The sequence below is a fragment of the Acinetobacter sp. CIP 64.2 genome (assembly GCF_000369645.1).
In the GTDB taxonomy this organism is placed as follows: Bacteria; Pseudomonadota; Gammaproteobacteria; order Pseudomonadales; family Moraxellaceae; genus Acinetobacter.
In genome coordinates this window covers 366,660-391,784 of record NZ_KB850120.1, presented here as the reverse complement: position 1 = coordinate 391,784, position 25,125 = coordinate 366,660, and the positions used below count along the sequence as shown (strand labels likewise).

Annotated in this window: 24 protein-coding genes; 10 read left to right on the top strand and 14 right to left on the bottom strand. The window is 42.5% G+C overall.

All coding sequences use genetic code 11. The annotated features are described in order from the left end of the window. The first annotated feature begins 17 nt into the window (after positions 1-17). Together recG and F895_RS16875 are read left to right on the top strand one after the other, a co-directional pair. Complete coding sequence (recG, locus tag F895_RS16870; protein ID WP_005238540.1) at positions 18-2,063, top strand: ATP-dependent DNA helicase RecG; 2,046 nt, start codon at positions 18-20, stop codon at positions 2,061-2,063. Then, complete coding sequence (locus F895_RS16875; protein ID WP_005238539.1) at positions 2,056-2,739, top strand: ComF family protein; 684 nt, start codon at positions 2,056-2,058, stop codon at positions 2,737-2,739. The genes recG and F895_RS16875 overlap by 8 nt, the downstream gene beginning before the upstream one ends. Here F895_RS16875 and F895_RS16880 read toward each other — a convergent pair. Both F895_RS16880 and F895_RS16885 read right to left on the bottom strand, forming a co-directional pair. Next, positions 2,684-3,088 (bottom strand): NUDIX hydrolase, encoded by a 405-nt coding sequence (locus F895_RS16880; protein WP_005238538.1) that lies wholly within the window; start codon positions 3,086-3,088, stop codon positions 2,684-2,686. The genes F895_RS16875 and F895_RS16880 overlap by 56 nt on opposite strands. A gap of 10 nt (positions 3,089-3,098) precedes the next feature. Beyond that, positions 3,099-3,683: an LOG family protein gene (locus tag F895_RS16885; RefSeq protein WP_005238534.1), complete on the bottom strand. Its 585-nt coding sequence runs from the start codon at positions 3,681-3,683 to the stop codon at positions 3,099-3,101. Between the two features lie 167 nt (positions 3,684-3,850). Here F895_RS16885 and F895_RS16890 point away from each other — a divergent pair, with 167 nt between their 5' ends. Further along, a complete protein-coding gene (locus tag F895_RS16890) occupies positions 3,851-4,867 on the top strand; it encodes a CorA family divalent cation transporter (protein ID WP_005238533.1) in 1,017 nt (338 codons plus the stop codon). A 47-nt stretch (positions 4,868-4,914) separates the two neighbouring features. Here the strand turns inward: F895_RS16890 and F895_RS16895 are convergent, their stop codons facing one another. The 8 genes from F895_RS16895 to dxs form a co-directional block, all read right to left on the bottom strand. Further along, a complete protein-coding gene (locus tag F895_RS16895; protein ID WP_005238532.1) occupies positions 4,915-5,202 on the bottom strand; it encodes an STAS domain-containing protein in 288 nt (95 codons plus the stop codon). 11 nt (positions 5,203-5,213) lie between these two features. Continuing rightward, positions 5,214-5,846: an MlaC/ttg2D family ABC transporter substrate-binding protein gene (locus F895_RS16900; protein ID WP_005238531.1), complete on the bottom strand. Its 633-nt coding sequence runs from the start codon at positions 5,844-5,846 to the stop codon at positions 5,214-5,216. 19 nt (positions 5,847-5,865) lie between these two features. After that, positions 5,866-6,543, bottom strand: a complete 678-nt coding sequence (locus F895_RS16905; protein WP_005238530.1) for an outer membrane lipid asymmetry maintenance protein MlaD — start codon at positions 6,541-6,543, stop codon at positions 5,866-5,868. Next, positions 6,543-7,322, bottom strand: coding sequence for a lipid asymmetry maintenance ABC transporter permease subunit MlaE (mlaE, locus tag F895_RS16910; RefSeq protein WP_005238529.1), 780 nt, complete (start codon positions 7,320-7,322; stop codon positions 6,543-6,545). Before mlaE ends, F895_RS16905 begins: the two co-directional genes overlap by 1 nt. Then, positions 7,319-8,137: an ABC transporter ATP-binding protein gene (locus F895_RS16915; RefSeq protein WP_005238527.1), complete on the bottom strand. Its 819-nt coding sequence runs from the start codon at positions 8,135-8,137 to the stop codon at positions 7,319-7,321. Before F895_RS16915 ends, mlaE begins: the two co-directional genes overlap by 4 nt. Positions 8,138-8,555: 418 nt before the next feature. Continuing rightward, the gene (locus F895_RS16920; protein ID WP_005238525.1) at positions 8,556-10,472 is read right to left on the bottom strand and encodes a DEAD/DEAH box helicase; all 1,917 of its coding nucleotides are present in this window, start codon (positions 10,470-10,472) and stop codon (positions 8,556-8,558) included. A gap of 585 nt (positions 10,473-11,057) precedes the next feature. Beyond that, positions 11,058-11,888 (bottom strand): inositol monophosphatase family protein, encoded by an 831-nt coding sequence (locus tag F895_RS16925; RefSeq protein ID WP_005238523.1) that lies wholly within the window; start codon positions 11,886-11,888, stop codon positions 11,058-11,060. Between the two features lie 133 nt (positions 11,889-12,021). Continuing rightward, positions 12,022-13,917, bottom strand: a complete 1,896-nt coding sequence (dxs, locus tag F895_RS16930) for a 1-deoxy-D-xylulose-5-phosphate synthase (RefSeq protein ID WP_005238522.1) — start codon at positions 13,915-13,917, stop codon at positions 12,022-12,024. A 304-nt stretch (positions 13,918-14,221) separates the two neighbouring features. Between dxs and ribA the strand changes: the two genes are divergently transcribed. From ribA to aroE, 5 genes are all read left to right on the top strand, one after another. Beyond that, on the top strand, positions 14,222-14,824 hold the full coding sequence (gene ribA / locus F895_RS16935; protein ID WP_005238521.1) for a GTP cyclohydrolase II: 603 nt from the start codon (positions 14,222-14,224) through the stop codon (positions 14,822-14,824). Between the two features lie 131 nt (positions 14,825-14,955). Further along, entirely contained in the window at positions 14,956-15,897 is a 942-nt protein-coding gene (gene hemF, locus F895_RS16940) for an oxygen-dependent coproporphyrinogen oxidase (RefSeq protein WP_005238520.1), read from the top strand. Between the two features lie 107 nt (positions 15,898-16,004). Further along, complete coding sequence (locus F895_RS16945) at positions 16,005-16,277, top strand: type II toxin-antitoxin system Phd/YefM family antitoxin (RefSeq protein ID WP_005238519.1); 273 nt, start codon at positions 16,005-16,007, stop codon at positions 16,275-16,277. After that, positions 16,271-16,708 (top strand): type II toxin-antitoxin system VapC family toxin, encoded by a 438-nt coding sequence (locus F895_RS16950; protein ID WP_005238518.1) that lies wholly within the window; start codon positions 16,271-16,273, stop codon positions 16,706-16,708. The genes F895_RS16945 and F895_RS16950 overlap by 7 nt, the downstream gene beginning before the upstream one ends. Positions 16,709-16,757: 49 nt before the next feature. After that, positions 16,758-17,546 (top strand): shikimate dehydrogenase, encoded by a 789-nt coding sequence (gene aroE, locus F895_RS16955; protein WP_005238517.1) that lies wholly within the window; start codon positions 16,758-16,760, stop codon positions 17,544-17,546. 63 nt (positions 17,547-17,609) lie between these two features. On the opposite strand, the gene F895_RS16960 is transcribed toward aroE, so the two are convergent. Continuing rightward, positions 17,610-19,916 (bottom strand): hypothetical protein, encoded by a 2,307-nt coding sequence (locus F895_RS16960; RefSeq protein WP_005238516.1) that lies wholly within the window; start codon positions 19,914-19,916, stop codon positions 17,610-17,612. A gap of 239 nt (positions 19,917-20,155) precedes the next feature. On the opposite strand from F895_RS16960, the gene F895_RS16965 reads away from it, so the two are divergent. Then, positions 20,156-21,979 (top strand): acyl-CoA dehydrogenase C-terminal domain-containing protein, encoded by a 1,824-nt coding sequence (locus tag F895_RS16965; RefSeq protein WP_005238515.1) that lies wholly within the window; start codon positions 20,156-20,158, stop codon positions 21,977-21,979. 54 nt (positions 21,980-22,033) lie between these two features. Here F895_RS16965 and F895_RS16970 read toward each other — a convergent pair whose 3' ends face one another. Further along, positions 22,034-22,705 (bottom strand): hypothetical protein, encoded by a 672-nt coding sequence (locus F895_RS16970; protein WP_005238514.1) that lies wholly within the window; start codon positions 22,703-22,705, stop codon positions 22,034-22,036. Between the two features lie 344 nt (positions 22,706-23,049). Here F895_RS16970 and F895_RS16975 point away from each other — a divergent pair, with 344 nt between their 5' ends. Continuing rightward, positions 23,050-23,319 (top strand): PspC domain-containing protein, encoded by a 270-nt coding sequence (locus tag F895_RS16975; RefSeq protein ID WP_005238504.1) that lies wholly within the window; start codon positions 23,050-23,052, stop codon positions 23,317-23,319. A 73-nt stretch (positions 23,320-23,392) separates the two neighbouring features. Here F895_RS16975 and F895_RS16980 read toward each other — a convergent pair whose 3' ends face one another. Next, positions 23,393-24,493, bottom strand: a complete 1,101-nt coding sequence (locus F895_RS16980) for an HPP family protein (protein WP_010589697.1) — start codon at positions 24,491-24,493, stop codon at positions 23,393-23,395. Between the two features lie 121 nt (positions 24,494-24,614). Then, positions 24,615-25,031 carry a lysozyme inhibitor LprI family protein gene (locus tag F895_RS16985; RefSeq protein ID WP_005238502.1) on the bottom strand — a complete coding sequence of 139 codons (417 nt, stop codon included), beginning with the start codon at positions 25,029-25,031 and terminating at the stop codon, positions 24,615-24,617. Positions 25,032-25,125: the final 94 nt, after the last annotated feature.

Below are 25,125 nucleotides of genomic sequence, written 5' to 3'. Positions count from 1 at the left end.
CACACCTTTGACCAGAGATGACATCAGTTCAGCAATTACAAGGCGTTGGTGCTGCCGCAGCGACCCTCTTAGAAAAGCTTCATATTTTTAGCACGGATGATCTATTGTTTCATCTGCCCCGTGACTATGAAGATCGTAGCACTATTATTCCAATGAATCAGCTGGTCGTTGGGCGCAGCTATTTGCTTGAAGGTGAAGTTCGCTCGGTCGATTTCCCGCCAGGGAAAAAGAAATCCCTCGCCGCATTGCTACAGGATGATTTTGGCAAGGTCACCTTACGCTTTTATCATATTTATAAAGGTCTCACTGATCGTATCCAGATGGGACAACGGTTACGAATTTTTGGTGAAGTCCGTGTTGGTGCACGGGGTCTAGAGTTATATCATCCTGAAATTCAGGTGATCCAGCAGCATAGCGCTTTACCGAAGACCCAACTGACCGCAATTTATCCTAGTACTGAAGGACTCACACAACCCAAACTGCGTGAATATGTGCGCCAAGCGCTCAAACATCATAGTGATCACCTGCCAGAATTATTGCCAAGTCAATACAGCAACGGCTATGAACTGAAACAGGCCTTACACTATATTCATGAACCACCGATTGATGCCAATATGCTGCAACTCAATCAGGGTTCACATCCGGCACAGCAGCGTCTGATTTTTGAAGAACTGGTTGCCCATCAAATCAGCCTACTGACACGGCGTGCCTATATTCGCCAGATTGCAGCGCCACGCTTTAGTAGCAGCAAAATACTCGCCAAGAAGTTATTGGAAGCACTCCCCTTTCAAATGACCAATGCGCAAAAGCGAGTGTCAAAGGAAATCTTGCAGGACCTAAAACAGGATCAACCAATGTTGCGTCTGGTCCAAGGCGATGTTGGTGCAGGTAAAACACTGGTCGCAGCTGTTGCAGCCTGTCATGCGCTCGAAGCCGATTGGCAAGTGGCTTTAATGGCACCCACCGAAATTTTAGCTGAACAACATTATTTAAACTTCAAGCGCTGGTTTGAACCTTTGGGTATTCAAGTCGCCTGGCTATCAGGCAAACAAAAAGGTAAAGCCCGCACCCTCGCTGAACAACAAATTAAAGAAGGTCACGCCCAACTGATTGTCGGAACCCATGCCTTGTTCCAAGATACGGTTGGATTCTCCAAACTTGGCTTGGTGATTATTGACGAACAACATCGTTTTGGTGTTGACCAACGGCTTGCTTTACGCAATAAAGGTGCTGACCAGTTTACACCACATCAACTGGTGATGACTGCAACTCCAATCCCTCGGACACTGGCCATGAGTGCCTATGGTGACCTCGACACCTCGATTATTGATGAACTGCCACCCGGCCGCACCCCGATCCAAACCCTAACCATTCCATTAGAACGTCGTGAACAGGTATTACAGCGCATCGCGACAAATTGTCGTGAAGGTAAACAGGCCTATTGGGTCTGTACCTTGGTCGAACAATCCGAAACGCTCGATGCTCAAGCCGCGGAAGCAACATACCAAGAGATTAAAGAACGTTTTCCTGACATCAATATTGGACTGGTACACGGCAAAATGAAAGCCGATGAAAAGCAAACGGTGATGCAAGCCTTTAAGGAAAACCAATTACGACTATTAATTGCCACCACAGTGATTGAAGTGGGTGTCGATGTGCCGAATGCTTCAATTATGGTGATTGAGAATGCAGAACGTTTAGGCCTTTCGCAACTGCATCAATTAAGAGGTCGAGTAGGACGTGGTGCCACGGCTAGCTTCTGCGCGCTGCTCTATAAAACCCCCTTATCTCAGAATGGTCAGGAACGGCTTTCAATATTACGTGAAAGTAATGATGGCTTTGTGATTGCAGAAAAAGATTTGGAGATTCGAGGTCCGGGGGAATTACTCGGTACCAAACAAACCGGAGATATGGGCTTTCGGGTCGCCCGCTTAGAACGGGACGACCACTTACTCACACAAGCACATTATGTGGCTGAACAGGTCCTGAAAGACTACCCACAACATGCCGATGGCCTGCTCAAACGCTGGCTGCCTGAAGCACCAAGATATGCTTATGTTTAAACGCCTCAGGACATCCACCCAACAGTTGTTGGATTATTTCACCCCATGCAGTTTGTGTGATATTGGAATAAAACGGCACTTTGGCGTTTGTCAAAGCTGTTGGCAACAGCTACCGTGGTTAAAACAATCAATTGAACGGCATCAGCAACAGGTCTTCGTTGCCTGTCATTATGGCTATCCAATTGACAGGATGATTCAACAATTCAAATACGAGCAGAAACTACAGCATCAACGCTTATTGAGCGGGTTATTGCTGCAACTGCAACTGCCCAAGATTCATGCCATTGTGCCGATGCCCATTTCAACCGATCGCTTAGCAGAGCGCGGCTTTAATCAAGCCCTTTTACTCGCCCAAGCCATAAGCAAACACTTGAATGTACCAATCTGGCAACCCGTACAACGCTTAGCCCAACACTCACAAAAAGGCTTGTCACGGTTAGAGCGACTGGAAAACATCGAACAGCAATTTCTTGCAGCAGCATCGAATCAGATTCGTTATCGTCGCGTCCTGATTGTCGATGACGTCGTCACGACAGGTAGTTCAATCAGTGCGTTATCTGATGTTTTAAAACAACTCGGCTGCCAACACATTTACAGTGCCTGCGTAGCAGCCGCCCAAATCAAACATACACATTCATTTGTTGCTGCAAACACCACGGAATCACAACTTCTTTAGTCAGTGGCGCCAACACGGTAGATCGGTCACTCAACTCAATCCATTTCATTTCTGCAATTTCAGCGGCAATTTTTGGTGTCTGTTTTAATTCAACCGCATATACATAACTCACCAATACATGATCAGGTTCATTAGCCGCAGCGGTTTCAAACTTTCCAATAAACTGCTGGATCTCAGATTCGCAACCAATTTCTTCCAGAATCTCACGTTGCAGCGTGATCTCCGGTGCTTCATCCGCTTCAAGCTTTCCGCCGACTTGCATAAAAGCATAGGTATTTCGTTTACGGACCAAGAGCAATTGATTTTGTTCATTCAAAATAACGGCTGCTGCCACAGTTATGATTTTCACAAATTGCTCCTTAGGCCTGAATTTCAGTCGTTGACATCCATTTGGGGGTCACAGGCTGGTAATTCGAAAATGCAGCAAGAATCGCTTCAATCTGCTCCGCCAAAATCAAGCTATCCACAAAACGGGCCTGACTAAAACCACGAGCTACAGAGCCTTGGATCATTTTGATCAAGTCGTCGTAAAAGCCATCAACATTTAAAAATGCACAAGGTTTTTGATGAATTCCCAACTGACTCCACGTCCATTGTTCAAAAATTTCTTCCAATGTTCCTGCGCCTCCAGGCAATGCGACAAAAGCATCAGACAATTCAGCCATTTTGGTTTTACGCTCATGCATATTATTGACGATATGCAACTCGGTTAAACCTTGGTGAGCTAGCTCACGGTCAACCAGTGCATCGGGAATTACACCAATGACGCGACCACCAGCCTGCAAAGCGCTATCGGCCACCACACCCATCAGACCAGAACGAGCACCACCATAAACCAAGGTTTTTCCTTGTGCTGCAATAGCCTGACCCGTTGCTTGCGCCATGTGTTGATAAATTGGATCATTACCAAGAGAAGAACCACAGAAAATACAGATTGAATTCATACCATTAAAACCGTTTTATATAACTGTCATGCTGATAAAGTAGGCTATGTAACAAAATTTTTGTGAAATTAACGTTTAGGCAAGTGTTTTTCATCTCATCCTTGTCTAAAATACATGCTTTCGGTAACAGACTGAAACTTTACCTGGACTGCGCAAGGAAAAAAGACATGCTTGAAGCCTTTTATGCCACAGAGCGCGGTAGTCTTGAGGACGCAACCATCAACGGAAGTTTCGACCTCCACCCTGATTTGGTTTGGATCGATCTTATTGCTCCATCACAAGAAGAACAACAATGGATCTTTGATGCTTATGAGCGGAACCTCCCCACATTAAAGTCACTAGAAGACATCTCCTCATCCGCACGATTTTACCGTGATGATGATGGAATTTTGCATATCAGCACATATTTTTTAACAAAGAATAAAAATTTACAATCTGACCGTGAACAGGATGATCTGGAGAATACTCTCGCAGCAACTGTGCACACCGTCGCTTTTTTACTCGACAAAAAACAACTCATCACCTTGCGTGGTGAAAAACTCGTGGCCTTTCGCGCCTTTCGAGCTAGAGCAAGGCGCAACGACTACAGTATCGATTATAAAGAACCAGTCTGGATTTTATTAGGCCTACTTGAGTCCAAACTCGATGAGCTTTCAGATATTCTGGAAGATACGCATAAATATCTAGAAGAATATTCTGCCGAAGTTCTAAACGATCATCATCGTGAACAAATTCTAGATTTAGACGATATGATTACACGACTGGCGCATCAAGAAGATATGTTAGGGAAAGCACAGCTCTGCCTTACCGATCTGCGCCGTGTCTTATCTTTCTTATCCCGGCCACGTGCTTTAGGCAGTCATATTTACGATGCTGATATCCGAGAAATGAGTGAGGATGTTCGTTCCCTGCTAGAGCACAACACCTTCTTGTTTCAAAAACTCAAATTCTTACTGGATATTACCACTGGTTTTGCCAATACCGAGATGAATGAAACTTTTAAACGTTTCTCGATCTTACCCAGTATGCTTGCACCGCCCATGCTGATCGCCAGTATCTATGGTATGAACACTGAAGTATTGCCTTTTGCCCATGGAGCTACCAGTTTTGGAATTGTTATTACTTTAGTACTGACTTTCCTAATTGGGCCCACCATTTATTTCCGTTGGAAAAAGTGGATTTAATAAAAAAAGCACCGAATGGTGCTTTTTTTAGATCTACAAAATTGTGATTAAATAAGCTTCAAATCATCTTGTAAATGGCAAGCCTGAATGATATTCAGCATTTTCTCAGACACATTTTTAAAATGCAGCCCTTTATTGTCTGGTGTTTGACGCAACCATTGCACCAATACCGCCAAAGATAAAGTATTACCCTGTTCTAACTGAGACAAATCAACCACTAAAGGAAAATTCTTATGTTGTTGAATATGCTTTAAGCCAGCCTGATAAATCTGTTCTGCATTGGCAAAATTAATCGTTTTCGAAACGATAAGTTGCTGATCAATATACTGAATCACCCGTCACCTCCTTACTTTTTGCTAACCGCAGCATCTGCATCTGGTTTAAATGTTGCAATCGCTTTATTGATATCACCGCCACTACGTTGCACTGTTGCAGCAAACTGGTTGCGGAATTGCAAACCTAAATCAATACCAGACACATTGATATTGCGTACTTTCCACTGACTACCGTTGTCGGTTAACTGGAACGATACAGGAATTTTCTCGCCGTTATGCAAGAAGTCTAAAGTTACCACAGGATTCTTACTGTTGGTCGATTTAAACGGACGCATGGTGTAGCTTTCATTGGTATATTTCGCAAAAGCACCGCCATAGTTTTCGATAATTACTTCACGGAAATTCTTCTCAAACTGTGCACGTTGTGCCGCAGTTGTATATTGGTTATTCGCATATGTACCCAATACAATACGTGTAAACGCTTGTGAATCTACATACGGATCAAGATTTTGACGGATAATCGATCTTACCAACGTCGGGTTGTTCTGTAATTTGGCATTATCTGCTTTTAGACGTGTAATCAAGCCATCAGCCACACGCTTCACGAAATCAGGTGGGGTCTCTGTTGGTGCTGCAAATGCTGCACTTGCAAGCATAGTAGATAATACGCTTGCTGTTAGCGTTTGTTTCAATAATGTTTTCACTTCAATCTCCTAACCTGAATTACTCAACGAAAGATGGTTCTGTACCAACAGCAGCTGGTTGTGAAGCTGAACCTTCGGGAGCTGTTGAGCTAGATGTGGCTTTACCAACGCCACCAGTAATAAATTTACTGATTAAATCTTCTAAATCCATTGTACCTTGGGTATTTGAAACCACATCACCACGTTTCAAGTAATGCACACCACCACCTGGGACAACTTTCAAATATTTTTCACCTAAAAGACCATTGGTTGCAATCATTATATAAGCATCTTCATCCAAACTGGTGATGGAGGTCATGTTGCTGATAAGTTGCTGTTCCATTTCTTTTTGTTTCGCCGCATCAGCTTGTTGATAATCAGAGCTGTAATGCAATTCTTCAAGTGCATTTTTCTGAACTTCTTTCAACTGTTCCGGGTTAAAGCTGGTCAACTTGCCATCCAGATCAAATTTCACTGTTGCCAAACGTGTTACAGGATCCAATGTAATCGATTCAACGCGACCAATGGTCACACCGCTCATCGTCACTTTTGCACGTGGTTTTAAACCATTTACGTTATCAAACTGTGCTGTCATGCTATAGCTATCACGTAAATTAGTACCCACTAAGCCACTGACTTTCATCGCAAGAAAAAAAAGAGCGATACCGAAGATAATGACAAAAATACCTACGGCCAGCTCACTAGTACGTGATTTCATTAAATCCCTCCGAACATGACCGCAGTCAACACGAAATCAAAACCTAATACACAAAGAGAAGAATAGACCACCGTTCTCGTCATCGCAGTCGCAATCCCTTCTGGCGTCGGGTCACAAGCATAACCTTGATAGACCGCTACCCATGTACAAATTAAAGCAAAGACAATGCTTTTGATGATGGTACCATTGAAAATGTCATGCCAGAATTGCACACTGTTTTGCATTCCACTCCAAAACGACCCTTCATCCGCACCTAAAAAATCAACACCCACCAGCTTGCCACCAACAATACCAATGGTTGCAAAAATCACGGTGAGCATCGGTAAACTGATGATCCCCGCCCATAATCGTGGTGATACGATTTGTCGAAGTGGATCAACCCCAATCATTTCCATACTGGCAAGTTGTTCACTCTGTTTCATGGAACCAATTTCAGCTGTTAAAGCAGAGCCTGCCCGACCCGCAAACAATAAGGCCGCAACAACCGAAGCCAATTCACGCAAAAGTGTTAATGAAATTGCAGTACCTAGCATTGCCTCACTACCAAATGTAACAAGAATGCTATACATCTGTAAGCCAAGAACAGCGCCGATAAATAAGCCTGAAACAGCAATAATCAGCAGCGACATGACCCCAACACGATACATCTGATAGATAAAACGCTGAAAACCACCTTTCGATGGCATAGAAAATAAAACTTGCAGGAGCATCAATGCCGCAGCACCAATCCCCTTTATCCGCTCAATAACGAGTCTACCTAACCAGGCAATCGCATTCATGGACGAACCTCGTTATCTAAATATGCTTGGTGAGTAAATTGATATTCAACAGGACCCTCAGCCGAACCTGTCAAAAATTGCCGAACAAAAGGTGAGGCATGATTTTTTAATTGTTCAGGCGAACCTTCTCCCTGAATTTTCCCTTCTGCAACCACATAAATATAATCGGCAATTGAAAGCGTCTCTGCGACATCATGTGAAACAATAATGGTCGTCAAATCCAGAGCTTCGCGTAAAGAACGAATTAAACGCGTTAAGACCCCCATTACAATCGGGTCTTGGCCCGCAAAAGGCTCATCATACATAATCAATTCAGGATCAAGTGCGATTGCACGCGCCAATGCGACACGACGATTCATACCGCCTGATAGCTCCGATGGCATCAATTGCTCAGCCCCTCGCAAGCCAACAGACTCCAGTTTTAAGCCAACCAGCTCAGCTATCAGATGTTCAGGCAATTGGGTATGTGCACGAATCGGAAAAGCGACATTTTCGTAAGCGGACATATCGGTAAATAATGCCCCACTCTGAAATAGCATCCCCATACGCGCACGGGCAGCAAATAACTCATGACGAGACATGGTGGCAATATTTTTACCATCAAGCAGAATTTCACCTTGGTCAGGACTGAGCTGCCCACCAATTAAACGTAATAAAGTTGTCTTGCCTGTACCTGATGGGCCCATAATGGCAGTAATTTGACCACGTCTAATTTTAAGGCTGATATCGTCATAAATGACGCGTTCTCCTCGATTAAAGCTCAAGTTTTTAACTTCAATTAAGGCTTCGCTATCGAGAGGAGATTTGTTATTCATAATGGCATTCTTTCCTGCACTTTTTATGCACGCATACTATACACTGAAACATTAAACGCTTGTTTTTATTTTGATAAACGATGTATCAAGATTATTTAATTTATGTAGTTATTCTTTGAATCAGTTTGCTTCATCGTATGTTGAGAACTCACCTTATACGTGTCTGAATGATTCCTATCAAAAAGCGCATAAGCGAAAAATAAACCATTACAGAGCATCAAGATCACAAATAGACATGGTAATCCTTCACTACACATGAAAGACCACAATTGACTCAAAAGACTGTTATTTTGCTCAATCTTATTCATTTCTTATATAAAGTTTGAATTAGTACACATTTTTTAGATTTTACATGACTAAGACAAAATAAAAAAGCCAGTTTTTCAACTGGCTTCTTGTTTTTATCGGTTTTTAACGATTAAAAATCGTTTTTGCGACGACGGTCGCCACCGAAAGTTTCTTCACGTGAACCACGTGCTGGGCGGTCATCGCTACCAAACTTACGTTTTGGACGATCATCACCACCGAAACTACGTTTTGGACGGTCATCACCAAAGCTACGCTTTGGACGATCGCCGAAGCCACCTTCACGTTGTGGACGATCACCAAAATCACGTTTTGGACGGTCACCGAAGCTACCTTCACGACGTGGTTTGTAGTCTACACGGTTGCCACGGTTGTCATCATTCGAATCAAAACGTGGTTTATCATTGAAGCCACCTTCACGACGTGGACGGTCAGAGTTGAACTCGCGACGTGGACGGTCTTCACCACCGAAGCTACGCTTTGGACGATCATCAAAACCACCTTCACGACGTGGGCGATCTGAATTGAACTCACGGCGTGGACGGTCTTCAAAACCACCTTCACGGCGTGGACGATCAGAGTTGAACTCGCGACGTGGACGGTCTTCGAAACCACCTTCACGGCGTGGACGATCTGAATTAAATTCGCGACGTGGACGATCTTCACCACCAAATGATGGACGTTCGCCACGAGGTTTGTCATCGAAGCTACGACGTGGACGATCATCACCGCCTTCACGACGTTTGAAGTTACCTTCACCTTCAAAACGACGACCACCGCCGAAACCGCCTCGACCACGACCGCCGCCATCACGACCACCGCGACCACGACCACCGCCATCACGGCCTGAACGTGCAGGAGGTGGAGATGGCTCTAAACCTTCGATTTCAGATACATTTAAACGTGCATCTAAGTAATCTTCTAAAGCACGGATTTTACCACGCTCACGATAGGTTGCTAAAGTCACAGCTTGACCTGTACGACCCGCACGACCTGTACGACCAATACGGTGTACATAGTCTTCGTTTTTCATCGGTAAACCGAAGTTAATGACGTGTGAAATTGTTGGTACGTCTAAACCACGTGCTGCTACGTCAGTTGCAACCAAGATTTTTGCACGACCTTCACGGATGCTGCGTAAACGACGGTTACGCACTGTTTGTGGCATCGCACCATGCAACGCAACAACAGAGTGACCTGCTTCAGCCAACTCTTCAGCCAGCATATCAGTATCTTCTTGGGTACTTGCAAACACAACAGCTTGGTCTACTGACTCATCAGACAACCAATGTGTTAATAATTTTTTCTTGTGTTCAAAACCATCCGTCCAATGTAATGTTTGCGTTACATCAGTGTTGGTGCTGTGACCCGTTTCAATCGCAATACGTTGTGGATCATTCATCATGCGTTCAGCAAGACGGATAATACGATCTGCAAAAGTTGCAGAGAACATCAACGTTTGGTTACGGTTAGCAGCTAATTCACCAATCGCTTCTAAATCTTCAGCAAAGCCAAGATCAAGCATACGGTCAGCTTCGTCAACGATTAAAGATTCAACTTTATCAAGCTTTAATTGACGACGGTTTACAAGGTCAAGTAAACGACCTGGAGTCGCAACAACTACTTGTGCACCTTTAAGCTGTTGGATTTGTTTACCAAAAGGCATACCCCCCATAATTGCAGCAATACGAACACCTTTCATGTGACGTACAAATGCAATCGCGTCTTGGCTAACTTGTTGAGCCAATTCACGTGTAGGAGAGATAACTAAAATTGTCGGCTGGGTGACAGCTTTCATGCGCTCTTTAAATGGCACGAAAGTTTCCTGACCCGCTAACGCGTTTAATGTAGGAAGTAAGAATGCTGCTGTTTTACCAGAACCAGTCTGGCTTGAAACCAATAAATCTTTTCCTTCTAACGCAGCTGGAATCGCTTGTTCTTGCACAGGAGTTGGCGTAGTAAAACCCAAACCTTCTAGGGCTTGTTGTAAAGTTTCGTGCAAAGAAAATTCGGCAAAAGTTTTGCTCATAGAGAGTTTCACCCTAAAGGGTGCTCCATTTTAATAAATACAAAAAATAGACATCGGCAACAAGCGGCAAAGCGACTCAAGCTGAAAATAGATGAAATTCAGCGGCGATCCGAATAACGACGATGTGGACTAAACGCACGCTTGATTACTGCCTCAACCTGAAGAATCGCTAAGCGATTTGGGCGCAAGATGTGGTCCTCTCTATGGACAGCGTGCGCTAATATGAATAGAACTGAATGTTCAGGTAATGAACTGGAATTTAAGTGCGTTGGCGGATTATAGCAGAATAATTTTAAAAGTCACGTTTTTTAGTTGGTTTTTCTATGCGGTAAGTTTTTTATTGGCCTTCCAACTTCGATCACACCAATAAATACACCCACATTCTTCAATAGGTTTTTAACTCTTTAATTCAAAATATCAGTAAGTTAAAACTCAAAGACCCATCCATTAGATCTTGTTTTCGTTCTCAAATAATTTTCAGAATTTTAACCACAATTCATGTCAATAAAGCTCACTCTGAATCTGCAAAAATTTCTCCAAAATAAAAAGCCCTCAAATATTGAGAGCTTTTTTGACATCTACAAATTATTTTGCAGCATCACCCCAAGCTGGGACAACGGCTTGCATCAATGGTTTTAACATTTTAAGCGAACATGCAAGCACTTGACCATTGTCAAATGATTCACTACCGCCACGCGCATCAACCACAACACCACCTGCTTCTTTCACAATTAACTCACCCGCAGCGATATCCCACGGTTTTAAGCCTAATTCAAAGAAACCATCAAAACGACCAGCAGCAACATAAGCCAAATCTAATGCAGCAGAACCACCGCGACGGATTTGTGCGCCTGCTTTAGTTACAGCCAATAATGAAGCGAAATGCTGTTCTGCATAAGAAACGATTTCACCATTGCGCTTTGCACGGTACGGATGACCGACAGCAAGGAAAGTATTTTCCAAGCTATCTTTTACATTGACACGAATACGGCGTTGATTCATGACTGCACCGCGACCACGGCTAGCAGAGAATAATTCATCACGGACTGGATCATAAATCACACCGTGTTGAGTCACACCTTTATGTTGTACAGCAATCGAAATACAGAAATGCGGAAAGCCGTTGATAAAGTTTTGCGTACCATCTAAAGGATCAATCACCCAGCACCAATCTGCATCGTGACCTTTACCTTCTTGCATACCAAACTCTTCACCAAGGAAGCTGTGGTTTTTATAACTTTTACGAAGCGTTTCAATTGTCAATTCTTCCAGGTAACGATCAACACGCGTTACTGGACCATCAATGCCTTTTTCTTCAACTTGTAAATCGAGTTTATGACGATTCTGATGTGCCTTTAAAAGCTCTTGACCAACTGTTTGAGCCGCACGCGCAGCCATAACCACCATAGGTTCCATTGAACACCCACTACAAATTTGAAGATTTTGACAAAGAATAATGCATAAAAGCGCGTATATTCTAGCAAATATAAGCGCTTTTAGGGGAAAAATGTTGCGAAAAATTATTTTCGCTTTTACATGAACTTATACATTAAAACCAAACTTGTTCAATTGAAGCCAGAATTCCTTGTCCATCTAAGCCACAATCATGCAACATTTGTTGATGCGTCGCTTGATGTAAGAAGCTATCTGGTAAACCCAGGTTCAAAATCGGCTTAAGAATACGTGCTTGTGCCAGAAATTCATTCACCGCACTGCCCGCACCAGCCATCACCGCATGCTCTTCAACCGTCACAAACAATTGGGTACTTTCAGCAAGATCACGAATAATTTGCTCGTCTAGTGGTTTCACAAAACGCATATTTACCACACGCACACCAATCGCATGTTTATGAGCAAACTGTTCAGCAGCATCAATAGACGCTGCAACACGGCTACCAAAGGCAAGGACACTAATCTGTTGTTCAGCATCTGGATTGAATTCAGCCACGATTTCAGCTTTACCAATGTCTAAAGCAGTCATCTGCTGTTGAATTTCAACACCTGTACCTGCACCACGCGGATAACGTACCGCCGTTGGACCTTTATACAGATACGCGGTATGTAGCATTTGACGACATTCATTTTCATCTTTCGGTGCCATAATGACCATGTTTGGTACAGTACGCATATACGCATAGTCATATGCCCCTGCATGGGTTGGACCATCTTCACCCACCAAACCTGCACGATCAATACCAAAAGTGACATCAAGATTCTGCAAGGCAACATCGTGAATCAACTGATCGTAACCACGTTGCAAGAAGGTTGAATAAATCGCAACAACCGGTTTTAACCCTTCACACGCCATACCCGCCGCTAAAGTCACTGCATGTTGTTCAGCAATCGCAACATCAAAGAAACGTTCAGGATATTGCTGTGCAAATTTAACCATGCCTGAGCCTTCGCACATCGCCGGTGTAATCGCAAGCAGACGTTCATCTTGAGCAGCCTCATCACATAGCCATTGCCCAAATACATCTGAGTATTTAGGTGGTGATTTTTTTACGGGTGCTGCTGAAGCGGGTGCAATTTTAGTAATGGCATGATAGGTAATCGGATCTGCTTCCGCAGGCGCAAAACCTTTACCTTTTTTGGTATAAATATGAACTAGGCGTGGACCTTTACGTTTTTTAAGTGCATGGAAAACCTGTGACAGTTGTTCCACATCATGTCCGTCAAATGGGCCGAAATAATCAAAACCGATTGCTTTAAATAAATTATCAGCGGCATCTGTCGCAGATTGATGCAAACGTGAATTATAGGTCCACTTTGGATGAGGTTGAACATAGGCTTCACCCTGTTCATTCACATTGACCAGTTGCCCTGTTTCCCAAATGGCTGCCAGATGTTTGGCAAAACCACCAGTACTACAAGAGATCGACATATCATTGTCATTCAGCACGACGATGAGATCGGCATTATGGGCAACTGCATCATTCATGGCTTCAAAGGCCATTCCCGCAGTCATTGCACCATCTCCCACAATCGCCACTACATCACATGGATCTTTTTGATAACGACGTGCCAATGCCATGCCCAGACCTGCTGAGATAGCAGTCGATGAGTGACCGACACCAAACGTATCAAACTCAGATTCATCACGTGCAGGGAATGCAGCCAAGCCATTCTTGCTGCGAATGGTGCTAATACGTTCACGGCGTCCTGTCAGTACTTTATGTGGATAAGCTTGATGGCCCACATCCCACACCAAACGATCATCAGGCGTGTTAAAACAATAATGCAAGGCAACCGTCAGTTCGATCACCCCTAAATTAGCACCAAAGTGTCCACCACTTTGTCCTGCTGCATACAAAATATATTGACGTAACTCATCCGCCACCTGTTCGAGCTGACTTTGTTCGAGCTGACGTAATTGTTGTGGATGATCAATTCCATCTAACAATGGCGTAACAGGACGTTGAGTTGGAATTTCGGTATACAACATAATGTGGCAAAGCCTTTTTAAGCCTGGCAAATCCGAAGCTGGGTTAAATGGGGGCAATCATACAATTAAATATGATCTACCTTCAATCAGCCACATGTGCAAATGACGCAGTGCTGAACATTTGCATGTCAATCTTAATGACTGGCTCGCAGATTATCCTGAATTATGTCACTGTTTATCAACCATTATTGTGTGCTTTATATGAAAAAGAAAAACTTATGTGAAAAATCAGAAATTCCAATTCACGCAATCTTCATACATTGAGCTATACTCAGACTGTTTTTATTATCATAGTGAGTTCTCTGTGCCGATTGAATTTATTGCAACATCAAAGCTACCAACCGCTTTTGGTGACTTCAATATTTCCGTGTTTCAAGACCCTGAAACGGGTGAAGAACATGTGGCGCTTTCTAAAGGTTTAGAAACTGCTCCAGATAAGCCCGTACTGGTGCGTATCCACTCTGAATGTTTGACGGGTGATGCCTTTGCTTCGCTTAAATGCGATTGCGGACCACAATTACAGGCGACTCAACGTTTGATTAATGACGCAGGTCAAGGCGTGATTTTATATTTACGTCAGGAAGGTCGAGGCATTGGCTTAACCAATAAAATCCGTGCCTATGCCTTGCAAGATCAAGGTCATGACACCGTTGATGCCAACCTGCTATTGAACTTGCCTGCTGATGCACGTCGCTATGATATGTGCAGCATTATGCTCGATCATCTGCAAGTAAAAGAAGTGAAATTAATCACCAATAATCCTTTGAAATTAAAGGCTCTGACTGATTTAGGCATCAATGTAGTTGATCGAGTTCCTTTAACCGTGGGCCGCAATCCATTCAATGAACAATATTTAAAGACCAAGCGTGAGCGTATGGATCATCTTTATAAAAAAGATGACTTCTAATTCACTTTATAGAACGTTTAAAAATAAGTCAGTTAAGGGATTTTTATTGTAAAAAACAAAAATCCCTTACTTTTTTTATGGGTTTTATGTTTTGATATAGCCTATTCCTAGATCACTTTACGAGGATCATCATGCAGCACCCAACTTCAGCTGATATTCAACGTGTTCGTGAGTTTTTACTCGATCTACAGGCACGGATTTGTGCAGGACTAGAGCAACAGGAACGTGCAGGCGGTGGCGCCGCTGAGTTTATCATTGATGATTGGCAACGAACCGAAGGTGGCGGTGGCCGCTCTCGTGTTTTGCAAAATGGTGAAGTGATTGAAAAAGGTGGGGTGATGTTTTCCCACATCAACATCAGTAAACTGCCCGCTTCTGCGACTGAACGTCATCCACAAATTGCGGGCGCAAAGGCACAAGCGTTGGGCGTATCGCTGGTGATTCACCCGAAAAATCCACATATCCCAACTTCGCATGCCAATGTTCGCTTATTTGTCGCTGAGCCTGAAGGTCAAGATCCAGTGTGGTGGTTTGGTGGTGGTTTTGATTTAACCCCTTTCTATCCTGACGAGCAAGATGTTCTTAACTGGCACCAAACTGCGTATGACCTGTGTCAGCCCTTTGGCGACACGGTTTATGCGGAACATAAGCAATGGTGTGATGACTATTTCTATCTAAAGCATCGTGATGAACAGCGTGGCGTGGGTGGTCTATTCTTTGATGATTTAAATCAATGGGATTTCGAAACCTGCTTTAAATACATTCAAGCCGTGGGTAATGGTTATTTAGCAGCGATCTTGCCAATTTTTGAAAAGCACCGTGAGCAGCCGTATACCGAAGCACAACGTGAGTTCCAGCTGTATCGTCGTGGTCGTTATGTCGAATATAATTTGGTTTATGACCGTGGTACCTTGTTTGGCTTACAAACAGGTGGGCGTATTGAATCAATTTTGGTCAGCTTACCTAATCTGGCAGGTTGGTCGTATCGCCCTGAGTGGGATGCGGACTCAGCAGAAAAACGTCTTACCGATTATTATCTAAAACCAAGAGATTGGTTGAGTTTGCAGAAGTAAAAAGCGGCAATCCCTAATATTTCTATTAGGGATTTTTTTGATTATTGAAATAGACATTTCCACCCTTAAAAATGTACAATAAAAATGTACAATAAAAAGGATTAAAAATGTCTAATATCTCATTTACACATGCCCGAGCGAATCTCGCTAAATTAATTCAGCAAAGCCAACAGGGTCAAAGAACCTTTATTGCCCAACATGGGCATACTTCGGCTGTTCTTATTTCTTATTCTGAATATAAAAAATTACAAGGTGAGCCAGAAAACTTCATGCAGGCTTGGGAAAACTGGCATCAACAAGCACTTCAAGAATTAAATACTGAGAATACTGACTTTCAAACTGAACGAGACACTAGCCAAGGACGTGAGTTTTCATGGTAAGCCAAATCAGTTATTTACTTGATACCAATATCATTTCTGAATTGGCTAAACCTCAACCGAACTCAGCCGTTTTACAACAATTTTATGTCGCGCAACATGAAATTTCGATTTCAAGTATCGTCTGGCATGAATTACGCTTTGGCTGGTTGAGAATGCCTGATGGACAACGCAAGCAGCTCATCACAAAATTTTTACATGATGTGGTGAGTCTGATTCCGATTTTGGATTATGATGCGCAAGCTGCAAAAATCCATGCAGAAATTAGAATACAAACTCAGAAAATGGGAATTAATATTCCTTTTGTTGATGGACAGATTGCAGCTATTGCGATGGCTCAGGGCTTAATTCTAGTCACTCGGAATACCAAAGATTTTCAAGCCATAGAAGGATTACGGCAAATCAATTGGTTTACCGACACTATAGATCGCTAAACAACTCAACATATTCCTTGATCATTCTCATGATATTGGTGAATCACTCATGACCAAACAATTTGCTGTTATTGGAAATCCGATTGAACAATCCCGCTCACCTGAGCTTCATCATGCGTTTGCAGCAAAAACTGGGATCGATCTACACTATAAAAAAATTCTTGCAGCCTTAGATGGTTTCGAAAGTGCTGTAAAAGATTTCTTTGCACACAACGGCATCGGCATGAATGTCACCGTACCTTTTAAAGAACAAGCCTTTTCCCTTTGCGACCAACTGACTGAACGTGCCAAGATTGCCAAAGCCGTCAATACCTTGTGGATGCAGGACGGCAAACTGTATGGTGATAATACTGATGGTCAAGGCTTGGTTGCAGCGATTCAGGCTTTAAGTTGGGAACTTAAAGAGAGTCGTATTTTAATTTTAGGTGCAGGTGGTGCAACCCGTGGTGTCATTTATCCGCTGGTGCAGGCAGGTGCAAAACAGATTGTGATTGCCAACCGTACCCTCGCCCGTGCTGAACAACTGGTTGACGATTTAAAAGATGCTGTTCCACAAACTCAGCTTAAAGCGATTGGCTTAGATCAGTTAACGGGCGAGTTTGATTTTGTCATTAATGCAACCTCTGCAAGTTTAACTGGTGATCCGCTTCAACTCCCTGAAAATTTAGTATTTCATCATGCTTATGAAATGGCTTATGGCAAACCCTCGAGCTTTCTAGATCAGGCCAAACAACGCCAAGTCCCCTCTACTGATGGTTTTGGGATGCTGGTGGGGCAAGCGATTGAAGCATTTTCGATCTGGAACGGAGTAAAACCAGAGTTAAATGACTTTTTATAATCATCAAAATACAAAAATAAAAAACCTGCACTTTGCAGGTTTTTTATTGGGGGGATAAAGAAATTATTTCACGGTCAGCATCTTCTGATATACCTGTTTAAAAATCTCATAATCAATAAATTCGTTATGTTCGATTTTTAAAGACTGTATTGATTTTTCAGACAGTTTATTCTTACGTGCATCCACGTACACTTGTCCCAAGATGTTAGCCGTTTGTCCAAGCAAGACTTTTTCCTCATTTGAAGCACCATTTTGCTGTTCGAACTGGATTTGATATTGCTTGGCAAATAACTGTTGCGGCTGTTTATATTGCGACTGAAGTTTTTTCCACGCCTGACGGTCTTTATCGCCATGCATCGCATCCACTACAATACGATTCACCGCTTGACCTAATTTGTCATCGAACTGGCCTTCATTTTCAAGATGATGCTTCTTCTGTAAAGCCTCTATATTTTGCAGGGCCTTACCTTCTGGATTATAGTCGTCTTCACTGGCATACCAATATGTGTACACGCTGGCAATTTCTTGCAGCTCTTGGCTTGAATAACGCTGTACAAGTTGTGGTGTGCTTTCCGTTAATTTCGCAATGAATACGGCTTTATAAGTTGCTTCATAGGCGTGCGTTGCATCATAACGTTGCTCAGCAATCACTTTGAGTTGATCTTCCAAAGACAGGCTATACGGCTCTGCTGAACGCTCTTGGACACCCGTCTGACCTAATTTCTCAGAGAAGCTATTTACAGCTTGTTCCAGCATTGATCCCTTGCTTGTTTCAGCCCAAGTCTTCGCACGTTTCAATTGCACCTGATCAATTGGTGTCGCTTTGCCATAATTTGAAATCAACATATCAGCTTTGACACTAAAACGTGACTTCAATTCAGATAAGCCATAGTTCAAATCATAGTCTAATTTAACCGCGCGGCCTTGAGCATCCAAGCCAACATCCATAATAAATGGATTTCGTTTTTCAACTGGTGGTAAGGCTTTGACAATATCCGCTTGATGCTTAACCCAAAGTGCCTTAAATGCCTGATCATCAATAAATTGATTTTGATCATATGCAGCAAACTGTTTTTCTACCGTTTGCAGTTTGGCAATATAATCCAAGAAACCTGATTCTGCTTTCTGCCCACCAAAAACATCAATGTCATACACACTTTGGCAATACTGTGCATCGCCATAGGTCGCTTTTGTTACGCTTTGCAATGCTGTACATTGCTCTTTGCTTAAACCCACTTCCTCATCATCTGCCATTGCAACTGAAGCCTCAGCATCAGTCACCTGAGCTGCTTGTGTTGCGTCTTCCGCCGCATCTGTACTCCCATCAACCGTATCCTCTTCGGTATCCTCCACACCAAAATGCTGATTCACCAGACGATACAGTTCCTGACTCACAACACTGGCATCATCCGCTGAATTTTTCTTATCCAACAATGAAGCTGTTTTTGCTGATTTAGATGGGCTCGCAGCATCCACCTCACTGGCAATCAACTTTTCCAGGTTCTGTTCTTTGATATTGAGAACACTTTGCATAAAGTATTTTTCATTGACTTTACTATACAAATTCGCTTGTAAAATCAGTTCTTCAATCGAACTTTTTAAGCGGATTTTCTCTACAACTCCTGCAGCCTGATCAGCAGAAGAAACCGATAAAGCCTGAATATTATGTGGATCTGCAAGGCGATAATACACGGCACTGGAAGCTTTCACGTATTCAGCAAATTTTTTGTAATCCACTTGCTTGAACAAATGCTGGTATTTAGAAAAATCCAAATAGGCAAGATTATTTTGATTTTCTTTATTGACCAAATATGGCATCAAAGCAAAGTAATTGATGTAAAACTTATAATTGTTCAAATCAAGCACCATCGGTACTTTCGCCTGAACTAACAGGGTTGGCTTCTCATAACGTGCGGTTAAATTAAATGATCCAACTTTCTGACGATAATGTACTGAACCATCATATTCAAACTGCATATCATTCAGCACATTGGCCATAATTTCGGTGAATTTATCAGCTTTAGATCGGCCATAACCTTTTTGCTCTTGTGCCAACGCCACATACAAAGCCTGTTTCTGCCGGTTGTTTAAATTGACCTTCTGATCTCTTAAGTATTGATCTATTTTTTGCTTCACTGCTGCATCTAAAGCTGAATTGTCTTCTTTTGCCTTACTTTTAGTCTGGTCAGACTCTATCTGGATTTTAAATTTTCCACGATAATCATAACTCGGATATTCATATATCGCATTGATGCTATTGATGGCCTTTTGTTCCAGACCTGCCGAAGCTGTATTGGTTTTAATGACATGTTGAGAACATGCTGAGAGACTCAGCCCCATTAAACATAAAGTTAAATATTTTAGACGCATAGCTTTACCAAACACCTTTATATCATTATATTTTCAATTCTAAAATTGAGTAATTTTCACATTTCATTTCAGTTTTCACCGCAACAGAAATGTGGTTTTTCTAAGAACTAGCCTTCAAGGAAATTCGCTTTTCTGACATTCTTTTCCCTAGTGATTATCAATGTATTTTTATCAGCATTGTGAATAATCAAAGTATCGAAACAGATAATCCAAAATGATTCAAATACAGGATTAAGATTATGCCAGCTTATAAAGCCCCGCTCCGTGATATTCGTTTCTTAATGAACGAAATGTTAGATTATCCAGCACATTACCAAACTTTGACAAGTGGTCAAAATGCGGATGCTGAAACAGTGGATATGATTCTTGAAGGTGCGGCAGATTATTGCGAAAACGTACTTTCTCCACTCAATCAATCAGGTGATGAAGAAGGCTGTACCTTTAACAATGGCGAAGTGACAACACCAAAAGGTTTTAAAGAAGCGTATGACCAATTCGTCATGGGTGGGTGGCAAGGTCTTTCTTATCCAGAAGAGTTTGGTGGTCAAGGCTTGCCGATGTCTTTAAACCTGATCAAATCTGAAATGATGGGAACGGCTAACTGGTCATTCACCATGTATCCAGGTTTGAGCACAGGCTGTATGAATACCATCATGCAGTTCGGTACAGACGAGCAAAAAAATACCTATATGCCTAAACTGGTTGAAGGGACTTGGTCAGGCACCATGTGCTTAACTGAACCGCAATGTGGTACAGACTTAGGCCAAGTAAAAACCAAAGCAGAACCTGCTGCTGATGGTACATACAAAATCTCTGGGACTAAAATCTTCATCTCTGCCGGTGAGCATGATTTAACTGAGAACATCATCCACATCGTATTAGCTCGTCTTCCAGATGCGCCAGCAGGTACACGTGGTATTTCTCTATTCATCGTACCTAAATTCATCCCGACTGCGGATGGCGGTGTAGGTGAACGCAATACCGTTTCTTGTGGATCAATCGAACACAAGATGGGGATCAAAGCATCTGCAACAGCCGTGCTGAACTTTGACAATGCTACAGGTTATCTGATCGGTGAAATCAACAAAGGTTTACACGCGATGTTTACCTTTATGAACACTGCACGTATCGGTACCGCAGTTCAAGGGATTGCGCACGCTGAACTTTCATTCCAAGGCGCTTTACCGTATGCGAAAGACCGTATGTCTATGCGTGCCCTTTCTGGCAAGAAAGAACCTGAGCGTGTAGGTGATGCAATCATTCACCATGCTGACGTTCGTCGTATGTTATTGACGCAAAAAGCGATTGCTGAAGGTGGTCGTTCAATGATCTATCATGCAGCAAAACTTGCAGACAAAATGACAGATGCTCTGGTGAGTGGTGATCAAGCAGCGTATGAAGCTTATGATGACAAACTCGGTTTCTACACCCCAATCTTAAAAGGTTTCCTGACTGAGCTTGGCTTAGAAGCAGCCAACCACGGTATGCAAGTATACGGCGGTCATGGCTATATCCGTGAATGGGGTATGGAACAAATCGCACGTGATGCACGTATCTCTACTTTGTATGAAGGGACGACGGGGATTCAGGCACTGGACTTGATTGGCCGTAAAGTGCTACTCAGCTCGAAAGGTAAAGTGGTTCGTGACTACACTGCTGAAATCTTGAAGTTCTGTGCAACGCACGCACGTAATAAGTACCTTCGCCGTTTTGCTTGGGACTTAACTAAGCTTTGCGCACAATGGAATACTTTAACCGTTCGTATCATGCTTGCTGCACGTAAAGACCGTGACATCGTTTCTTCAGCTTCGGTTGATTTCTTGATGTTCTCAGGCTATGTGATGATGGCTTACTTCTGGGCACAACAAGCAGTGGTTGCTTCTGAGAAATTAGAAGCAGGTAACGGCAGCGAAACCCCTGAATTCTATAAAGCAAAAATCAAAGTCGCCGATTTCTACTTTGACCGTTTATTGCCACGTGCACAAGGTCATGCAGAAGCAATGGTGACGACATCTCGTACTTTGACATCGCTTGCACCTGAACACTTCAGCTTCGATTACTAATTGCAGCTGCAATAAAAAAGAGCGCTTAATGCGCTCTTTTTTATTGGGGAAATATTATTCCGCTTTCTTAAAAACATAAGCCTGCTGTGGAAATGGGTAGTCTTTAAAGAACTTACGGTTACGCCCGTTGTCGCCATTCCAGATTTTATCCAGATCTAAAACCAGATCCTGATTCGGATTAATCTGATAATACAAATTAACATCCGCAGCATCACAACGAATCATAATTTCATTCAATTCTTTATGCACATGCCACTGTACCTGCTTACAGGTCTGCTCGATCTTGGCAGTGTTGCGTGACGGATCTGAACCTAGACGGCTAAAACTGGTATTGGTCCAGAATACAGAGCCATCATCCATTAAATTCAGAATATATTCTGCTTCTTTCTCATTATTCACACAACCCGCAAAAGCATCACTACATGGAATACGTGCATGATAACGCCCCGCATAAATGAGGTCTGCTTCAGAAGGTTGACTCAAGTTATGTTTACGATCGGCAGAATACGGTAATGTCGCTTGTCCTGCCACTTGAGTGAGTGACACGCCCTGCGCATCAGATTCACTTTGTCCCTGTTCATCTGCAAGCACTTCACTTGCATTACGACTTGGTTGCGTCTGGGCTTGTTGCTTTACTGGATCTGGATGACGACTATCACACGCAATCAAGCCAAAACTCAATAAAACTCCTACACTAACAAGCTGTAAGAATAACCTGAACTGCATATCCTAAATCTCTAACATCAACATCATTATCGCGTACATTTCACAAACATCTTCCAGACTGTGGAAAAATATAAGGATCATTCAAATATTCGTCTATTCCCCAAAAGGGGAATAACAAATTCGATAAGACTGAAATAGCAAATTGAAAAAGCAGTATGCTTTAATTCGGTGCATTTTAGGTGATGCTGTTGATTTTTCCATCACAGATTTACACAACTTAACTAATCTCCCATCTGTTTAAACTTTAAAAAAAACTGTTCGCCCTTATCTCTTAATTAACAGCAACTCATATTGAAACAATTTATTTTTTGCTGCTGTTTCATAAATTTAAGGAGAAGAACTCGATGGCCAATTCTGGTTTATATCGCTCAAACCAACAAAGCATGATCGCTGGTGTAATGGGCGGTATTGCGGAACGATTTGGTTGGAACGCAAATTTATTACGCCTGATCTTTGTTGTGATCTCACTCATGAGCGCAGCTTTTCCAGGTATTTTAGTCTATTTGATTTTATGGTTGGTGATTCCAAAACAGCAGCAAACGCGTGTGGATCATGTACAAGGCTATCAACAACCAGTGAAAACCATTTATGAAGACCAAAGCATAAAACGTTAATTCTCTGTTCCCTTTTTGGTCGCTACGGTTGAAATTACCCCTAATCCAGCCGTAGCTTTTTTTTATCTAAAATTCAGGCTTGACGACTAAGCTGCTGTTGTAAGGCTGCAATCATATCCGCTCGACTCACAATTCCAATCAGGCGTTGTTCGTCTACGACAGGAATGTAGTTAAACGACTTTTCTACAAAGTAAGGGACTAGAGCCTGAATCGGCTGCATAGGGCTTACCGTCACGACTTTATGGTTCATGATTTGTCGAACGTAATGCTGCCATGAATTTCGTGGATCTGTTGCACTTTTAAACCATTCCACCACTTGGTATAAAGCCAAAGTCCCAACCAAGTGATCTTCGGCATTGACCACAGGCAAACTCATTAAATTCACTGCCTTAAACTTGTCTAGCGCCTGATGAATATCATCCTGCTCATGCAGTTTAATCACATCACGACTCATGATGTCCTGACAGACGAATGAGTTAATCAAGCGCTCGTTGGCATGTGATTGTGCTTCTAAAATAATTTTTTCCAAATCGTACTGACTAATATCCAACAGTTCTGTATGACGCTCTAAGGCGTATTCAATATCTTTGGGTTGAATTGAGACTTTCTGGGTCGGTGTCGGATCTTTAGAACGTTCATTGACATGTGCCGTAATCGGATAATGGCGTCCAATCAAACGATTAAAAAACACCGCAAACAGTAATAATAAAATTGAGTTCAGCAATACTGGGTACAAGATGAAGTGAAAACCCAACCGATGGACAGCTTCTCCGCCAAGCACTGCGGTAATTGCGACAGCCCCACTTGGTGGATGCAGAGAATCAGTTGTCATCATCACAAAAATCGCCAAGCCCACAGCCACACTAAAGGCACTGGTGAGATCGGGTAAATATTGCGTACAGGCAACACCGATGAATCCAGCAAGGGTATTTCCGACGATCACATTCCAAGGCTGCGCCAAAGGACTGTTGGGTAGTGCAAATAACAACACAGAAGAAGCGCCCATCGGCGCGATATACCATGCATTCATGCCCCCTAGGACATACCAGCTAATCAGTGATGAAATTGCCAATCCACATAAAGCACCAACACCTGAGAGCACCCTCTCTTTTAAGGGCATAACCTTATAATTGGGTTTGAGAAAATTTAGCCAGTCTGATTGGATCAAGCTCACAATGCACCTTGCTGGAATCGTGTTGTTTTATTCGATGCAGCAGTATACGCCTACTCAAGCTTAAGGTGTATTTAAATTACAGTTTTAAGTCATGACTAAAACGATTAAATAATAAAGCTGATCAATTTAAATATTCTCTCAGTTGCTCCAATCGCTCAGCATATTTTTGCATCGGACAAAATTCATACATCGGCGAACCGATATAAGCACCCGCATTACGGCATTCCTGATCCACAAAATTTTTCCAAAGTTGCTGCGATTTCATAATGTCGTTATAACGTTCAGGCTGCTTGTATTCCTGACTCTGTTTCTTAATTTGATCCAATAACTGTACGATCTGTTTGGCATATAAGATTTTAGTTCTGGTACTGCAGATTTCCACCACTGCATTGTTGATGTTACCCAACTTTAATTCTTGAATGGTGTTATCAACACATTGGCTATAGGGATCTGTTACTTTATCCTGCGCTTTAGCCAATACATTACCACTCAAACAGGTCATGATCAGTAATGCGACTTTAAACATTAATTTTGTCATTGATTGGCTCTTTTGTTTTTTGTCATCTTTTCAAATCATAATCAAGAATTATGCCGATGCTGATTTTTTTATTCTTCCACATACGGCTGGTCAT

Coding starts and splice junctions, on each gene's coding strand:
- F895_RS16960 (WP_005238516.1), bottom strand. CDS start 19,916: ATGCGTCTAAAATATTTAACTTTATGTTTAATGGGGCTGAGTCTCTCA.
- F895_RS16915 (WP_005238527.1), bottom strand. CDS start 8,137: ATGAATAACAAATCTCCTCTCGATAGCGAAGCCTTAATTGAAGTTAAA.
- F895_RS16970 (WP_005238514.1), bottom strand. CDS start 22,705: ATGCAGTTCAGGTTATTCTTACAGCTTGTTAGTGTAGGAGTTTTATTG.
- F895_RS16985 (WP_005238502.1), bottom strand. CDS start 25,031: ATGACAAAATTAATGTTTAAAGTCGCATTACTGATCATGACCTGTTTG.
- F895_RS16945 (WP_005238519.1), top strand. CDS start 16,005: ATGTCTAATATCTCATTTACACATGCCCGAGCGAATCTCGCTAAATTA.
- F895_RS16890 (WP_005238533.1), top strand. CDS start 3,851: ATGCTTGAAGCCTTTTATGCCACAGAGCGCGGTAGTCTTGAGGACGCA.
- F895_RS16950 (WP_005238518.1), top strand. CDS start 16,271: ATGGTAAGCCAAATCAGTTATTTACTTGATACCAATATCATTTCTGAA.
- recG (WP_005238540.1), top strand. CDS start 18: ATGACATCAGTTCAGCAATTACAAGGCGTTGGTGCTGCCGCAGCGACC.
- F895_RS16905 (WP_005238530.1), bottom strand. CDS start 6,543: ATGAAATCACGTACTAGTGAGCTGGCCGTAGGTATTTTTGTCATTATC.
- hemF (WP_005238520.1), top strand. CDS start 14,956: ATGCAGCACCCAACTTCAGCTGATATTCAACGTGTTCGTGAGTTTTTA.
- F895_RS16925 (WP_005238523.1), bottom strand. CDS start 11,888: ATGGAACCTATGGTGGTTATGGCTGCGCGTGCGGCTCAAACAGTTGGT.
- F895_RS16920 (WP_005238525.1), bottom strand. CDS start 10,472: ATGAGCAAAACTTTTGCCGAATTTTCTTTGCACGAAACTTTACAACAA.
- mlaE (WP_005238529.1), bottom strand. CDS start 7,322: ATGAATGCGATTGCCTGGTTAGGTAGACTCGTTATTGAGCGGATAAAG.
- F895_RS16975 (WP_005238504.1), top strand. CDS start 23,050: ATGGCCAATTCTGGTTTATATCGCTCAAACCAACAAAGCATGATCGCT.
- F895_RS16875 (WP_005238539.1), top strand. CDS start 2,056: ATGTTTAAACGCCTCAGGACATCCACCCAACAGTTGTTGGATTATTTC.
- aroE (WP_005238517.1), top strand. CDS start 16,758: ATGACCAAACAATTTGCTGTTATTGGAAATCCGATTGAACAATCCCGC.
- F895_RS16885 (WP_005238534.1), bottom strand. CDS start 3,683: ATGAATTCAATCTGTATTTTCTGTGGTTCTTCTCTTGGTAATGATCCA.
- dxs (WP_005238522.1), bottom strand. CDS start 13,917: ATGTTGTATACCGAAATTCCAACTCAACGTCCTGTTACGCCATTGTTA.
- F895_RS16965 (WP_005238515.1), top strand. CDS start 20,156: ATGCCAGCTTATAAAGCCCCGCTCCGTGATATTCGTTTCTTAATGAAC.